This is a genomic window from Chryseobacterium salivictor, assembly GCF_004359195.1.
GTDB lineage: Bacteria > Bacteroidota > Bacteroidia > Flavobacteriales > Weeksellaceae > Kaistella > Kaistella salivictor.
The window spans coordinates 1,487,994-1,502,889 of the sequence record NZ_CP037954.1 but is presented as its reverse complement, the minus strand read 5'-3'; the positions used below and the strand labels follow the sequence as shown (position 1 = coordinate 1,502,889).

The 14,896-nt window shown below is 38.4% G+C and carries 17 protein-coding genes; 9 read left to right on the top strand and 8 right to left on the bottom strand.

Annotated elements, in window-relative coordinates:
• The first annotated feature begins 170 nt into the window (after positions 1–170).
• Complete coding sequence (locus NBC122_RS07040; RefSeq protein WP_133439708.1) at positions 171–662, top strand: metallophosphoesterase family protein; 492 nt, start codon at positions 171–173, stop codon at positions 660–662.
• A 239-nt stretch (positions 663–901) separates the two neighbouring features.
• The gene (locus NBC122_RS07035) at positions 902–1,378 is read left to right on the top strand and encodes a hypothetical protein (RefSeq protein WP_133439707.1); all 477 of its coding nucleotides are present in this window, start codon (positions 902–904) and stop codon (positions 1,376–1,378) included.
• 11 nt (positions 1,379–1,389) lie between these two features.
• On the opposite strand, the gene NBC122_RS07030 is transcribed toward NBC122_RS07035, so the two are convergent.
• Together NBC122_RS07030 and cdd are read right to left on the bottom strand one after the other, a co-directional pair.
• The gene (locus NBC122_RS07030) at positions 1,390–2,274 is read right to left on the bottom strand and encodes a Ppx/GppA phosphatase family protein (protein WP_133439706.1); all 885 of its coding nucleotides are present in this window, start codon (positions 2,272–2,274) and stop codon (positions 1,390–1,392) included.
• 99 nt (positions 2,275–2,373) lie between these two features.
• A complete protein-coding gene (cdd, locus tag NBC122_RS07025; RefSeq protein ID WP_133439705.1) occupies positions 2,374–2,853 on the bottom strand; it encodes a cytidine deaminase in 480 nt (159 codons plus the stop codon).
• Positions 2,854–3,163: 310 nt separating this feature from the next.
• Between cdd and NBC122_RS07020 the strand changes: the two genes are divergently transcribed.
• Both NBC122_RS07020 and namA read left to right on the top strand, forming a co-directional pair.
• The gene (locus NBC122_RS07020; protein ID WP_133439704.1) at positions 3,164–3,721 is read left to right on the top strand and encodes a YciE/YciF ferroxidase family protein; all 558 of its coding nucleotides are present in this window, start codon (positions 3,164–3,166) and stop codon (positions 3,719–3,721) included.
• Positions 3,722–3,868: 147 nt separating this feature from the next.
• Positions 3,869–4,915: an NADPH dehydrogenase NamA gene (gene namA, locus NBC122_RS07015; RefSeq protein ID WP_133441073.1), complete on the top strand. Its 1,047-nt coding sequence runs from the start codon at positions 3,869–3,871 to the stop codon at positions 4,913–4,915.
• A gap of 108 nt (positions 4,916–5,023) precedes the next feature.
• Here the strand turns inward: namA and hemL are convergent, their stop codons facing one another.
• The 3 genes from hemL to NBC122_RS07000 all read right to left on the bottom strand — a co-directional run bounded on the left by hemL (position 5,024) and on the right by NBC122_RS07000 (position 8,520).
• The gene (gene hemL, locus NBC122_RS07010) at positions 5,024–6,307 is read right to left on the bottom strand and encodes a glutamate-1-semialdehyde 2,1-aminomutase (protein WP_133439703.1); all 1,284 of its coding nucleotides are present in this window, start codon (positions 6,305–6,307) and stop codon (positions 5,024–5,026) included.
• A 112-nt stretch (positions 6,308–6,419) separates the two neighbouring features.
• Positions 6,420–7,469 (bottom strand): glucosaminidase domain-containing protein, encoded by a 1,050-nt coding sequence (locus NBC122_RS07005; protein WP_133439702.1) that lies wholly within the window; start codon positions 7,467–7,469, stop codon positions 6,420–6,422.
• 145 nt (positions 7,470–7,614) lie between these two features.
• Positions 7,615–8,520 carry a 1-aminocyclopropane-1-carboxylate deaminase/D-cysteine desulfhydrase gene (locus tag NBC122_RS07000; protein ID WP_133439701.1) on the bottom strand — a complete coding sequence of 302 codons (906 nt, stop codon included), beginning with the start codon at positions 8,518–8,520 and terminating at the stop codon, positions 7,615–7,617.
• Between the two features lie 113 nt (positions 8,521–8,633).
• Here NBC122_RS07000 and NBC122_RS06995 point away from each other — a divergent pair, with 113 nt between their 5' ends.
• Together NBC122_RS06995 and NBC122_RS06990 are read left to right on the top strand one after the other, a co-directional pair.
• Positions 8,634–8,888 carry a DUF6364 family protein gene (locus tag NBC122_RS06995; protein ID WP_133439700.1) on the top strand — a complete coding sequence of 85 codons (255 nt, stop codon included), beginning with the start codon at positions 8,634–8,636 and terminating at the stop codon, positions 8,886–8,888.
• Between the two features lies 1 nt (position 8,889).
• Positions 8,890–9,306 (top strand): type II toxin-antitoxin system VapC family toxin, encoded by a 417-nt coding sequence (locus NBC122_RS06990; protein WP_133439699.1) that lies wholly within the window; start codon positions 8,890–8,892, stop codon positions 9,304–9,306.
• Positions 9,307–9,388: 82 nt separating this feature from the next.
• Here NBC122_RS06990 and NBC122_RS06985 read toward each other — a convergent pair whose 3' ends face one another.
• A complete protein-coding gene (locus tag NBC122_RS06985; protein ID WP_133439698.1) occupies positions 9,389–9,718 on the bottom strand; it encodes a hypothetical protein in 330 nt (109 codons plus the stop codon).
• 39 nt (positions 9,719–9,757) lie between these two features.
• Here NBC122_RS06985 and NBC122_RS06980 point away from each other — a divergent pair, with 39 nt between their 5' ends.
• Entirely contained in the window at positions 9,758–9,958 is a 201-nt protein-coding gene (locus NBC122_RS06980) for a DUF5522 domain-containing protein (protein WP_133439697.1), read from the top strand.
• Between the two features lie 71 nt (positions 9,959–10,029).
• Positions 10,030–10,563 (top strand): DUF4136 domain-containing protein, encoded by a 534-nt coding sequence (locus tag NBC122_RS06975; protein ID WP_133439696.1) that lies wholly within the window; start codon positions 10,030–10,032, stop codon positions 10,561–10,563.
• Positions 10,564–10,942: 379 nt separating this feature from the next.
• On the opposite strand, the gene pafA is transcribed toward NBC122_RS06975, so the two are convergent.
• Positions 10,943–12,586, bottom strand: a complete 1,644-nt coding sequence (gene pafA, locus NBC122_RS06970) for an alkaline phosphatase PafA (protein WP_133439695.1) — start codon at positions 12,584–12,586, stop codon at positions 10,943–10,945.
• Between the two features lie 256 nt (positions 12,587–12,842).
• Positions 12,843–13,769: a malate dehydrogenase gene (locus tag NBC122_RS06965; RefSeq protein WP_133439694.1), complete on the bottom strand. Its 927-nt coding sequence runs from the start codon at positions 13,767–13,769 to the stop codon at positions 12,843–12,845.
• A gap of 308 nt (positions 13,770–14,077) precedes the next feature.
• Between NBC122_RS06965 and epsC the strand changes: the two genes are divergently transcribed.
• Entirely contained in the window at positions 14,078–14,893 is an 816-nt protein-coding gene (gene epsC, locus NBC122_RS06960) for a serine O-acetyltransferase EpsC (protein ID WP_133439693.1), read from the top strand.
• The last annotated feature ends 3 nt before the right edge of the window (positions 14,894–14,896 follow it).

Genomic DNA, 14,896 nt, shown 5'->3' with positions numbered 1-14,896 from the left:
TTTTTTTCAAAAAAGCCAGAGGATGCCGCTTCTATCGGGGCTAAAATATAAAGCAGGTTGTTTTTCACATTTTTTACGATCAAAAATTAAAGAATCTGCATGAGCAATTGAGCATAGGAAAATTTCTAATTGATAGATTACCTTTTAAAAAAATTTAAGAAATTTACGGCATGAAAATACTCCTCCTCTCCGACTCTCATTCTTATATCGATGACCGAATTTTAGAGTATGCCAAAAGCGCAGATGAAATTTGGCACTGCGGAGATTTCGGAAACATGGAAGTCATTGAGGAACTGGAAAAAATAAAACCTTTACGCGGCGTTTACGGCAATATCGACGGAACAGAAATCAGAAAAATATTCCCGGAAGTTTTACGGTTTAAATGCGAAGATGTAGAAGTTCTGATGATTCACATTGGTGGCTATCCCGGGAAATACACGCCTTTGGCCAAAAAAGAAATCGAAGAGAAAACGCCGAAACTATTTATTTCCGGACATTCTCATATTCTGAAAGCGATGTATGATCAGAAAAACAAACTCCTTCACCTGAATCCCGGTGCGATGGGAAAAGTCGGTTGGCATCAGATGCGCACGATGATGCGTTTTGAAATCAACGGCGATCAAATCGAAAATCTGGAAGTGATTGAACTGGGGAAAAAGTAGAAAAGTTTCATTTTAATTAAATTTACGGATACCTAAACGATAAAAAATAATTAAACCACAAAAGAACATTTGAAAAGAGAAACCGCCAAAAAAGCAACTTTTTTAGACCACTTTCCTTTTTTGATCTTTAGAAAAAACTTAAAAAGTATCGCTTTTGCGACTGTTGTGGTTTTTTAAACAAATTCAAACTGGCTTTTAACTTATTATGATGAATATTATCACTTTAATTAAAATGTAAAATGATGCAAAAATACCGCAATACGCCGATCTTTAAAAAATCGCAGGAAATCTTTGACACTTTACGGATTATCACCGACTTAATTCCTGAGGAAAACGAACATTTAGAATTTACCAAACAGCACATTTTAGAAAACATTTACACCATACAGGCAAAACTGGTGGGTGCTGAAGCCGTAAAATTGTGGGATTTGAAAATGGAAAATGCCGCTCTTATCAGAAAGTGCGCGAGAGAATTAATGGTCCTTCAGCATTCGCTGAAAGCTTTTGGATTTTCCGATGCAGATTATTATCAAATTGTGCGGGTACAACTGGAAGAATTCCGTTTGCTGTTCAGAGATTGGGTAGCCGGCTTTAATCCAAAACATTTCATTGTTGATGAATGGGGTCTTTTTAATCCTCCGGGAATTCCGCAGGATTATGAACAGAGAGATGACGAACTCAATTTTTTGGACGAAGATGATGACGGGGAATTCTAAAATATACGAGGCTATTTCTGTCGCAACTCTTCATAAATACTGTGAATCAAACCATCAGCAACAGAAATTTTCGGAACAAATATTTTATCGATATCGCTCCAGGACATCACATTATTGAAAATCTGCAGCGCCGGAACCAAAACATCGGCCCGGTCTTCGCGCAGGTTGAATTTGCTCATTCTTTCGGTTACCGAAAGACCGCTCATTTCTTTGTAATATTTTTTCAGAAAAGCAGTTGACATCGGTTTCCCGTCTTTTGTTTTGCTCATCGAGAAAATTTTATTGATGTTTCCGCCGGAACCAATGGCAACAATTGGTTTTTTACTGTTGATATTTTTGCGGATTTCCTCTTTTAATTCCTTCCACAAATCGTCTTTCACCAAACCATTCAGCAATCTGATGGTACCGATGTTAATGGATTTCTCATATTCCATCTTTCCGTTTTCATAAAACATGAGTTCGGTAGAACCACCGCCAACATCGATGTAGAGATAGGCATTGTTTTTATCGAGCGCGTCTGCCACGTGATTTTCAAAAACCAAAGCTGCTTCCTGATCACCGGTAATAATTTCGATATCAATCCCTGAAGATTTTTTAACCTGTCTGATGATTTCTTTTCCGTTTTTTGCGTCGCGCATCGCACTGGTCGCGCAGGCACGGAAATGTTCGACTTTATAAATTTTCATCAGATTACTGAAAACAGTCATGGAATCGATTACCATCTGTTCTCTTTCCGGACCAATTTCACCATGGGTGAAAACATCCATTCCCAGACGCAGTGGAATCCTGAGGAGATTCAGCTTGGTAAACTGCGGTTTCCCTTTTTTGGGTTCCGTCACTTCATTAATCAGCAGTCTGGCTGCATTACTTCCGATATCTATCGCTGCTATTCTCATTCGTTAAAAATAAATTTTATAAAATTGCTCTTTAAATCCACAAAAAATAATGCCAAAATTCAGGTAAATTCAGCGATCGGAAACTTTTGTTTTTGAGTTTTAAAGGTAAGAAGCGTCGAAAGAAAAGGGTAACAGTTCCCGGATTGATTTGGTTTTGTAAATTTCGCCGCCCAATGACGCAAAATAGATTTCTATATCATCCTTCTGTTTCGCTTCATATTCCAGAATCGATTGCCTGCAGGCGCCACACGGCGGAATTGGAATAGAAGAAGTAGCTTTTCTCGGCGCACCGATTACAAAGAGTTTTTTAATTTTCACTTCCGGAAAATTAGCTCCGGTATAAAAAATTGTCGTTCTTTCTGCGCACAGTCCCGAAGGATAAGCCGCATTTTCCTGATTGCTTCCTGTTATAATTTCGCCGTTCTCCAGCAAAATGGCACAACCAACGGTGAAATCAGAATAGGGTGCATACGCTAAATCGCGGATTTGCATTGCTTTATCGAAAAGCGTTTTCTCAATCGCATCGAGGTGGTCGTAACTTTCGATGGCTTCGAAATTAATTTTAAATTGTTTTTCCATTTATTAAAAATCGGAGAGTAAAGATAAGGCTTTTTTTTAGATTGCCTGTATTCTCTTTTAAAAGGAATAGTTGCTTAATAGGTTCTTTAAAAAACGTCATTTAACAATCATTACTTTGGGCATGAATCTCTTAAACGTTTTTGGGAATAATTTGTGAATTTCATTCGTTAGGTCTGGATTTTGTTTATAAATTCATTCTTTCCGGCAGCAAAAAATAAACCTATTAAAAAAAACGTTATATCATCAATATCGCATTTTCGCCGGTTCAATTTCTGGATTTCTGTATTGATCAACCCAATAAATAAGACTTATGCCAAATTCACATCACCCCCTTCAGTCAGCGAAAAAGGATGAATATTCACATTCCAGATCTCTGTTAGACAACTTTTTCATTAATTCTTTACGGGAAATGTATTTTGCAGAAACTGCAATAGCAGAGGAATTCGCCCTTATAAAGGATAAAATTGTTTCTTTAAAATTAAGGGAAATTCTTAAAACTCATTATGAAATTCACCTGAAACATAAGGCGCGACTCGAAAAAATCTTCCAACAAAGAAATGAATGTATAAAAAGTAAAACCTGCCCAACCTTTAACGCTTTGCTTACTGAGGGGAAAAATCACCTTTCCGTTTTTTCAGATGATATCGTCAACTGGGAAATCGCGCTTATTCTTCTTTCGCAAAAACTGGCTCATTATAAAATTGCTTCTTACGGTGGCCTGGCTCATCTAGCCATCAATCTGAACTATTATAAAGCGGCAACCCTACTGGCAATCAGCGTTCAGGAGGAAGAAGAGTATGTTTCCAAAAATTTGGATGACATCATCAGTACTTTTCTGGCGTCTCATGTAGAGGGCTATAAAAATTAAAGCAGTTTTTTCAGCTTCATTTACACATTTAAAATTTTTCTTGTGGATGCTTTTTTGTTTTATCATAGGCATTATAAATAATGTAATCTACATTGTCCTCTTCACTTTTCGTAAATTTGGCACTTTAATAAAATAATAAGAAATATGATTTTATATTCTCCGCTAAAACTTAGAAACCTCGAACTCAGGAACCGTTGGGTGATGTCGCCGATGTGTATGTACTCCTGCGAAAACGGCGTTGCCAATGATTTTCATTTTGTTCATTACGGCAGCCGTGCACAAGGCGGAACAGGTTTGCTCATTGTAGAAGCAACCGGCGTAGTTCCCGAAGGCCGGATTACGCACAAATGCATGGGACTTTGGAATGATGAGCAGGCGCAAAGTCTGAAAAAAATCGTGGATTTCGTGCACCAAAATTCTGAAAGCAAAATTGGAATCCAATTAGGTCACGCCGGCCGAAAAGCGTCCACCTGGAATGGCCAACAGCTTTCTCTGGAAGAAGGCTGGGAAACGGTTGCGCCTTCAAAAATACCGTATGCTGAAGGGGAAAGAATCCCCCATGAATTAACGGTTGAAGAAATCAAACAGCTGGTTCAGGACTTTAAAGCGGCTGCCCAAAGATCAATCGATGCAGGTTTTGATTTGATTGAAATTCACGCTGCACACGGTTATCTCATTCATGAATTTTTATCTCCATTATCCAATGTAAGAACCGATGAATACGGTGGAAGTTTCGAAAACAGAATTCGTTTTTTGGTAGAAATCGTGGAATCTGTGAATGAAGTACTGGACGAAAACCATCCGTTACTGGTCCGGATTTCCGCCACTGAATATGCTGAAAATGGTTGGGATATTGAAGAAAGCGTACAGCTTGCCAAAATCCTGAAAGATAAAAAGGTCGATTTAATGGATATTTCAAGCGGTGGAAATATTCATGGAGCGAAAATCACTTTGTTTGATGGTTATCAGGTTCCGCTTGCCGCAGAAATTAAAAACAAAGCAGGAATGAAAACGGGCGCTGTCGGTTTGATCAAAACAGCGGAACTAGCGGAAGAAATTCTACAGAAAAAGGAAGCAGATTTAATTCTTGTTGCCCGTGAAATTTTAAGAAATCCATATCTGGCAATTCAGGGATCTTTTGAGGGAAAAGGAGACTGCGATTTTCCGCACCAATACGAAAGAGCAAGAATTTAATATTAAAATTGCCGTGAATGCACGAATGAGTTTTTATTGGTGACTTCACGGCAAAAATTATCGCAAAAAAAAATCCGCTCCAATAAAATTTGAAGCGGATTTTTTTCTTTATGAATATTCAAAATTTCTGATAACTTCCAGAGTTCTGTCGATTTCCTTTTCCTTAATGGAATTTGAAATAAACCAGGTTTCATAACCACTTGGTGGTAAATATATTCCTTTTTCTAAAAGCTGGTGGAAGAAATTATTGAACAAAGCATGATTGGCATTGGCGGCTTCTTCAAAATTAGAAACGGCATTCACGTGGAAAAAGACACTCATCATCGACCCTTTTCTATTGATCCGGTGCGGAATTGATTTGTGGTTAAGAATTTTCCCGATTTCAAAATCTAAAGTCTCTGTTGTTTTATTGATATTTTGATAAAAATTTTCATCATTTTTAATGAGTTGCAAAGTGGTTAAACCCGCCCGCATGGCCAGAGGATTTCCGCTCAAAGTTCCGGCTTGGTAAACCGCACCTTTTGGAGCCAGATGGTCCATGATTTCATTTCTTCCGGCAAATGCACCAACGGGGAGTCCTCCACCGATTACTTTTCCGAAAGTGACTAAATCAGCTTTCACGCCGTATAATTCCTGCGCGCCGCCAAAAGCGAGACGGAATCCCGTCATTACTTCATCAAAAATAAGAAGAGTTCCGTTTTCGTCGCAGAGTTTTCTCAGTTTTTGCAGGAAATCATTTTCAGGCAAGACACACCCCATATTTCCGGCAACCGGTTCGATGATGATGGCGGCAATTTCACCTTGATGGTGTCTGAACAAATCTTCGACCTGCCCGATATCATTGTATGTCGCGAGCAAAGTGTCTTTTGCCGTTCCTGCAGTGACTCCCGGAGAATTTGGATTTCCGAAAGTTGCCATTCCACTTCCCGCTTTAATTAAAAAAGAATCAGAATGTCCGTGGTAGCAACCTTCGAACTTGATGAATTTATCTCTTCCGGTAAAACCTCTGGCCAAACGGATGGCACTCATACACGCTTCCGTTCCGGAAGAAACCATTCTGATCTGATCGATATTGGGAACGTTTTCTACGATAAACTTTGCAATTTCAGTTTCGAGTTCTGTAGGAGTTCCATAAGAAAACCCCTTTTCTGCCTGCTTTGTAATGGCTTCTAAAACTTCGGGATGCGTATGTCCGAGAATCGCAGGACCCCAGGAATTAATGTAATCGATATATTGATTATCATCTGCATCGGTCATATAAGCGCCTTTGGCAGATTTCATAAAAATGGGAACGCCTCCCACGGATTTAAAAGCACGAACCGGTGAATTTACGCCGCCCGGAATATAGTGATAGGCTTCATCAAATAAAGCTGAACTTCTTTGGTATAACATTTTTTCAGATATGAGATATTAGATAATAGACGAATAGATAATAGACGAATAGATGACAGGCAGATCAAAGAGTTTATTTTCGATTTCCATTTATCAAGTTTTCGGTCTTAGATTACTTTTTTGGTTTTTTGCTTTGAAGGTAAATTAACTGGCCGCTTGTTGGTTGCTGGCCGTAATCCATCCGGTTTTTGGAATAAAGCTTCTTGAGTTTGATTCCGAATTTCTGGGCGATATCGTGCATCGATTCTCCAACCTGGGCTTTATAAGTCGCTACGTTTCCGGTGGAAGATTTGTGTTCCAGAAACAGAATGTCATTTCTTTTTAATTGAGTTCCATCGAGCTCGTTCCATTTCATCAGCGTAGTTTCTGTAATCTGGAATTTTTTTGAAATTGCTGCCAAATCAATATCCTCAGGAACAATTACGAATTTCTTGCCGCCATTCGGATGACTTTTAATTAAAATAGACTGCAAGGTTTCTGCCTTTGAGACTATTTTCTCTACATTTTTCTGCTGTTTTGCATAAGAGGTTTGTTCGTAAGGAACCTTTACGGTGACAGGGTTACCCGAACTCCCGCTCTGATCCAACCTGGCCATAAAAATACGGTCGTTCTTTAAGTCGGGATACATTTTCAAAACCGCATACAACACTTCCCTGGAATTGGTTTTATCAAATTCGTAGAGTTTGTTTTTTTCAATTTTATCGATCAGAATATAGGCGTATCTTGGATTCGTCGCATAGCCGGCTTTTTTCAAACCATGCGCCCACGCTTTATAATCCATCATGTCGAGTTTGAAAAGATTCACGTAATACGGTCTGTACGCCAAAAACTTCGAATGATCTTCGTACGAATCCCGGGGATCATCATAAACCCGGAAACATTCATTCGGCGCATCATCAGTATGGGTCATGGTTTTTCCGTTCCAATCTTCTTTACATTTGATGCCGAAATGATTATTTCCTTGTTGTGCGAGCCGGCTTTGCCCGCCACCGGTTTCCAGAAGTCCCTGTGCTAAAGTAATTGAAGCCGGAATTTTATATTTTTCCATTTCTTCGACGGCGTAGGTCGCAAATTTCTGAATGTATTGCTCATCCGTCTTCCAACCCTGGGCGTTGAATTTTGCAAATAATATTAATGCAAGAGCAAAAAATATTTTCTTCATATATTATATTTAATGACTTTTAAACTGATTGAGTGATGAACCATAAAGTCACCAAGTTTGGTTTTAATTTTTATTCAATAAGATCATCTTTATGAACTTATATTTCTGAACATCTTCACATCACTTGTGGTTAAATCTATGTGGTTTAAAACCTAATCAGTTCTCGGTTTTGTTTTTTCAGCAATTCATTAGCTCCAAATATCCCCTGCAAACCACCGGTATGAAAAGCCAGAATCCTGCTCTCCTCCGGAAACTCCTTTTTTTCAATCATTTCGAAAAGCGTCTTCATCATCTTTCCGGTATAAACCGGGTCGAGCTGAATACCGAACTTTTGTTTAAAGTCATTGATAAAACGAATATTTTCGTCGGTTATTTTACCGTACTTTCCATCGTGTGCTTCAATCAGTTGAAAGTTATTTCTGGTTGAAAGGTCCGACACCTTATTATATAAGGACGGGTCATCTACTGCTTTGAAACCCAAAACCTGCTGTTTCTCTTCTGCAAACTTCGAAATTCCGGCGATTGTTCCGCCCGTTCCGACTGCGGTGCAAAGATAATCAAAACTTTTTGTTTCCTCTGTGAGCATATATTTTATGCCTTCCACAGCGTGTTCATTGGTTCCGCCCTCAGGGATAATCAAAGCCTGAGGAAATTCTTTTTCTAAAATTTGGGTTAAAGTTTCTTTGTCTCTGTACATTTCGCGCGTCACAAACCGAAAATCCATACCGTTTTCCTGTGCGAGTTTCAAGGTTGGATTTTCCTGCCATTTATCCTGAATTTCCTCCCCCCGGATAATTCCTAAAGTTTTTAAATGACCTTCTTTTCCCAAAGCGGCAACTGCAGCAATATGATTGGAAAAAGCGCCACCAAAAGTAATCAGGAAAGGATCTGCCGGATTCCGGTCTAGATAGGAATTGATATTATAAAATAATTTCCAGTATTTATTCCCTGAAATCTGTAGATGAATGAGGTCTTCTCTTTTCAGAAAAAGCCGGATGTTTTTTTCTAAAGGGATTTCAACGATGGGAATTGAAATTGCAGGGATTTTCATGGAGCAAATTTCGGAGAAATAATTGAAAAAATCTTCTTAGATGCAAAAAGTTGTACAACTAACCTACAATTGTACGTATAAAATTATTATCTTTGTTCGTATAAAACAGCATTATGGATTCTAAACTCACTCTTAAGCTCAACGAAAGTGTTATTAAACGTGCTAAAAAATACGCTTCAAATAAACACCTAAGCTTATCAAGACTGATAGAAAACTATCTCGACTCTTTGACTAATGAACAAAATGACGATTTTGAAATCTCTCCATTTGTCAAGAGCATTTCGAGCGGAAAAAGTATTCCTGCAGATCTGGACGAGAAAACTTTGCGCAAAGACTACACCGAATATTTAAGCCAAAAATACCAATAAAATGCAAAAGGTATTTTTAGATACAAATATTGTTATCGATTTTTTGGGCGAACGTGAAGAATTTTATCTTCCTGCTGCAAAAATGATGACTTTAGCAGATCAAAAGAAAATTAAAGTTTTCGTTTCGCCAATAAGCATTTCTACCACTTTTTATTTGCTGTCAAAATTTGAAAACACAAAAATGGCGTTGGAAAAGATCAGAAAGTTTAAAGTACTCTGCTCCATTTCGATAATGGATGATGAAGTTATTGAAAAAGCAACTAATTCTGATTTCAAAGATTTTGAAGATGCGATGCAATATTATAGTGCTGTTGCTTCGCATTGTGATTTAATCGTCACCCGAAATGAAAAAGATTTTAAAAATGCTTTAATTCCCGTGATGAATGCCGAGAGTTTTTTGCAAACGCTGAAGAAGTAGTCACTGGAAAACTTTTTCTAACAGCTTTTTTCCGTCCACAAACAAGCAGGTTGAGAAAACTAAAAAAGCTCTCAAATAAAAACTACTTGATATACTTCCAGAAACTCCAGTGGTTCCTGTTTTCCAAATAATCCGGATTGGCTTCCATGGCGTAGGCTTCGCGTTCGAAGGAAATGGACCTGTAGGCGAGATCGCGATTCTTAAGTTTGAACAACCGGTAATAATACTCCATCACATACCAGAGATAAAAGAAAATAATTAAAAGTTCCAATTGCTGTCTCAGATGGATTTTTTCGTGATTGATGAGAATGGGATCGTGCCTATATTCCGGCTTTCTCAGAATGATGAACGGGAAAAGAGTAATCCCTGAAATTTTTGTATTTTTGAGAAGTCTTTGGCAAATCACAATCATGAAACAAAGATATTCATTTCGGGAAATCTGATTTAACTTATGTACCAGAAAATCATCAAAGAGCACGAGGACTTTTATTATAACGAACAGGGTTATAAGGTTTTTACAGAAGCATACCATTTAAAACGCGGTTATTGCTGCAAAAGCGGCTGCAAACATTGTCCGTATGGTTATGATAAAAAAACGGATACGTTTAAAAAGATTGTTAGACCTGAGACGAAGAAATTTGGGGAAGATTGAGAGTATTCGGGTGATTGTGATATAAACTGAACTTTTTTAAAAATTTAAATAAACAAGAAAATATAAACGTCATGAGCAAAAAATATATCTTACTGCTGCTGGCTTCTGCCACATTGGGACTTTCTTCTTGCAGCCCTTTTCAGATAAAATCTGATTATGCCGCAACCGCCAATTTCAATTCTTACAAAACGTATAAATTACGGATCGACGATCTGAAACTGAACGATATCGATAAAGACCGGGTACTGAATGAAGTTTCGAAACAATTGCAAACAAAAGGCTTAAGTGTTTCAGAAACTCCGGATTTGATCGTGAACGTGAAAGCCAACCATAAAAAAATTCAGGACATCCAGTCTTCAAACCCTTACGGAATCTACGGTTGGGGCGGACCTTTCGGTTGGGGAATGGGAATGAACAGAACCTGGACACAGAATTACTCTCAAGGCACCCTGATTGTAGATTTAATAGATGCCAGAACCCAAAAACTGGTTTGGCAGGGAATAGGAAGCGGAATTGCTGTAGATTCACCAAAAGCGAAACAAAAACAGATTCCGGAAATTGTTTCGGAAATCATGGCGAATTATCCGCCGAACAGAAACAAATAATTTTATTTAAATAGAGAGAAGACTGATTTTGTAATCAGTCTTTTTTTTAGCCACAAAGAGTCATATTTTTTTGTGTGTTTTTTAAGACATGAACTTTCAGCGCTTTTCACTATGAGTTTCTGAAAAAAATATTCATAAATATTCATTTTGTAATGTTTAAATTAAATAAAATTTTTCAACACTAAAGTCACAAACATTTTCAATAATTACACGATAATTAAAGAGCAGAAATAGTTGGAAGATATTTAATTATTCGCTTTCAGATTCTGAAAAAGCAGAAAGAATGCTAATTCATTAATACTATAAAAGTTGTTTTTTAGACCAAAAAAAACCGCCCAAAGGCGGTTTTGTATTGATACTGAATTTAAGAATAAAAAACTTATTTCCCAATCGCTTCGACAATCGGGTTTCCGATATTTCCACTTGGAAACTGGATTCTTAATAATGCAGACAAAGTGGGTGCGATGTCGGTCATGTTGTAATCTTTATTGCTCTCGCCGCTTTTAATTCCCCAACCCATAAAAATTAAAGGAATATGGGAATCGTAAGAATTCCACGAGCCGTGCGTGGTGCCCAGTTTCGAATAACTTGGCAACCAGGAATCGTGGTAAATCACCTGAATATCACCACTTCTCTGCCAATTGTAACCATTCACAATCCGCGTTTTAATCGGTTCCGGAACGGAGGACGAACCTGCTTTTTTCATATCGACCGCGAATAAGACCGATTTGTCTTTGTTCAGAATATCGATCAGATATTGCTTCACCTGTTCTGCATCCAATTTATTATCAGCGATTAATTTATCGTCTAAATAAACCTGATTATTGGTTATTTTAGTAATTAATTTATCGACGTTAAATTTATCTTTTAACTGTTTATTAAATTCCTTATTGTCTTCGCCATAAAAACCGGTCGGCATTTTATGTTCTTCCATAAAACCCTCGGAATGGGCGCCGCCATGATCCGCAGAAAGGAAAACGGTGTACTGATCCTTACCAACTGTTTGATCTAAATATTTAAAGAAATCTGCCAAATCCCGGTCTAATCTCAGATAAACATCTTCAACTTCAATAGAATTCGGGCCGAATTTATGTCCCGCATAATCGGTAGAGGCCAGGTTGACGGCGAGAAAATCGGTAATGGCATCAGCGCCCAGCTGCTCTCCTCTGATGGCTGCTTCTGCTGCTTTCAATGTTAAAGTATTTCCGAAAGGTGTAGAACGGATATTGTCTTTCTTGGCCTGATAATCTGCGGCCAAATTACTGTAAGGAAAAGTCGGCGTTTTCGCACTTCCCAAAAGTCCTTCCCACGGAGAATTATCAGGTGAACTCTCGGTATATTCGGCAATAGGAAGCAAAGTGCTCCAGCCGTTTTTCACCAGTTGATCTCCCATTTTCTGGCTGTTAAAATCATTCACCCATTTTGGCAATTCATTCCTGTAATAAGAACTTGTTACAAAATTTCCGGTGGTATCATCGAACCAATAAGCTCCCGTAGGATTATGACCGGCAGGAAGAATCGACGCGCGGTCCTTTAAAGAAACGCCTACCACTTTTGCTTTAAAATTGGTTGCCAACAGAAGTTCGTCTGTAATGGTCGTTGACCACAAATTTCTTGGTGAATGACTGCCGACTTTAGCATCGGTGGTCCCAACCGGCTTTACCGAATCATCTGCCGTACAGTACACATTTTTTCCGGTCGTTTTATCAAACCAGTCATTGCCTGAAATCCCGTGAATTGCAGGCACAGAACCAGTATAAATGGTAGTGTGACCAATTGCCGTATAGGTCGGAATATAATTAATGTGAACATTATTGAGAGAATAACCCTGACTCAACAATCTTTTGAAACCGTCATTCCCATATTTTTCATAATAGCGGTAGAGGTAATCCCAACGCATCTGATCGACGACTAATCCAACCACAAGTTTGGGTCTTTCGAGTTGTGTTGATCTATTTTTCTGTGCATTCAACGAAAAAGTGGAAAGCGCAAGAATCCCAATAATCTGAATTTTTCTGAACATTTAATAAATTTTTAGCTTTTGTAAAGGTAATGTTTCTTATCAGATTTTAAAAACCTTTCATGATCTGAAAGGTTTTGGGATTTTAGGTCACAAGCAAATCTGAGTTATTTACCAGATCTGCGGGCTTCATTTTCTCGGTGTTCAGCTTTTTTTAAAAGCCGTATTTTCAATTTAATAACGAAGAATTATTGCTGTTTTAAACTAAAAAAAACGCACCTTTTTCAAGATGCGTTTTCAATATCATTACAGAAAATTCTTAGAATTTTAAGTCGCCGTTTACTTCTCTTACTGCTTTTGCAGCGGTTGCGAATTTTTCTTTTTCAGCGTCAGTTAAACTGATTTCAACGATTTTCTCAACACCGTTTGCGCCGATAATTGCCGGAACGCCTAAGCAGATGTCGCTTTCACCATATTCTCCGTCCAACATTAATGAACACGGAATCATTTTTTTATGGTCGCAAAGAATGGCCTGTACCATTACAGAAACTGCTGCTCCCGGTGCATACCAAGCGGAAGTTCCTAATAATTTCGTCAATGTTGCACCACCAACTTTGGTTTCTTCGGCAACGTAAGTCTGTTGTTCTTCACTTAAGAATTCAGTCACCGGAACTCCGTTTCTTGTTGCTTTAGTCATCAAAGGAAGCATTCCTGTATCACTGTGAGCAGCGATGACCATTCCGTCAACATCTGAAATTGGACATTCCAATGCTTCCGCCAATCTGTATTTGAAACGTGCAGAATCTAAAGCTCCACCCATTCCAATGATTTGATTTTTTGGTAAACCAGAAGTTTTGTGAACCAAATACGCCATCGTATCCATTGGATTAGAAACCACGATGATGATTACGTTTGGTGAATGTTTTACCAGGTTTGCAGTCACTTCTTTCACGATTCCTGCATTGATCCCGATCAGTTCCTCACGGGTCATTCCCGGTTTTCTTGGGATTCCGGAAGTAATTACGGCAACTTTTGACCCAGCGGTTTTGCTGTAATCTCCGGTTGTTCCGGTAATTTTAGTATCGAATCCATTCAGAGAAGCAGTTTGCATCAAATCCATGGCTTTCCCTTCGGCAAAACCTTCTTTAATGTCAACCAAAACAACTTCTGCTGCGAAATTTTTCATCGCGATGTATTCTGCACAACTTGCACCAACGGCTCCTGCTCCAACTACGGTAACTTTCATATTAATTTATTTATTTATTTTTTAATGGAAATTTGGAAACCTGCGTTTTCCTATTTATTAATTTATTGTTTTTTTTAAATGATCATCAAAACCTGGGTTTTCATTTACACTCCTGAACCTTATTAAATATCAGCATTCAAATTTACGAAATGTTAAAGTTTTGACCAATTTTTGCACTTATTAAAGTTCTGTTCTGGTTTTCAGAATTCCTGCTGAGGCCAATGATGGTTATTATTTTTATTTATTACCCTAGATCAACCTGTTTGGCAAAGCTTATGCTGTAACTTTGCTCAAAATATAAATGCCGAATGGATTTTTCTAAACGTTTACATCAGGGTTATGCCCACCGGAAATATGACCTTGATAAAAAGAAGATCGAACACTTTATCGACCGGTTTTTCCGCTTTATATTTTTTCTGGAATATCAGCGGTGTTCAGAACTTAGCGACATCCAGATGCGTTTGAATCATTTTAAAAATGAGTTTAAAGAAATCCTGTATTCGGTTACAGATGATAAAGAAAGTCCTGAAACAGAGCTTTTCTTTGAAAGCTTCCCCAAAATCTACGAATCTCTGGAAAAAGATGCCCAGGCAATCTTCGATAACGACCCTGCCGCAAAAAGTATGGAAGAGGTCATGTTTTCATATCCAGGTTTTTTTGCCATTGCCGTTTATCGCTTCGCCCACGAACTCTACAAAAGCAATGTTCCGTTAATCCCAAGAATATGGACAGAATTTGCCCACAGTAAAACCGGAATCGACATCAATCCGGGAGCAGAAATCGGTAATAATTTCGTTATCGACCACGGCACGGGAATCGTCATCGGTGAAACCACCGTTATTGGAAATCATGTGAAAATCTATCAGGGCGTAACTTTGGGTGCCCATTCGGTGACTAAGAATTTGCAGAATACCAAGCGCCATCCGACGATTGAAGATCATGTGGTCATTTATGCCAACGCCACTATTCTCGGTGGCGACACGGTCATCGGAGAAAATGCATTGATTGGCGGAAACGTCTGGATTACACAAAGCATTGCCCCGAATTCGGTGGTTTTCCATAAAGGACAAGTCACGGTGAAAAATAAATTCCCGGGTAATGAACCGATCATTTTCAGCATTTAAATA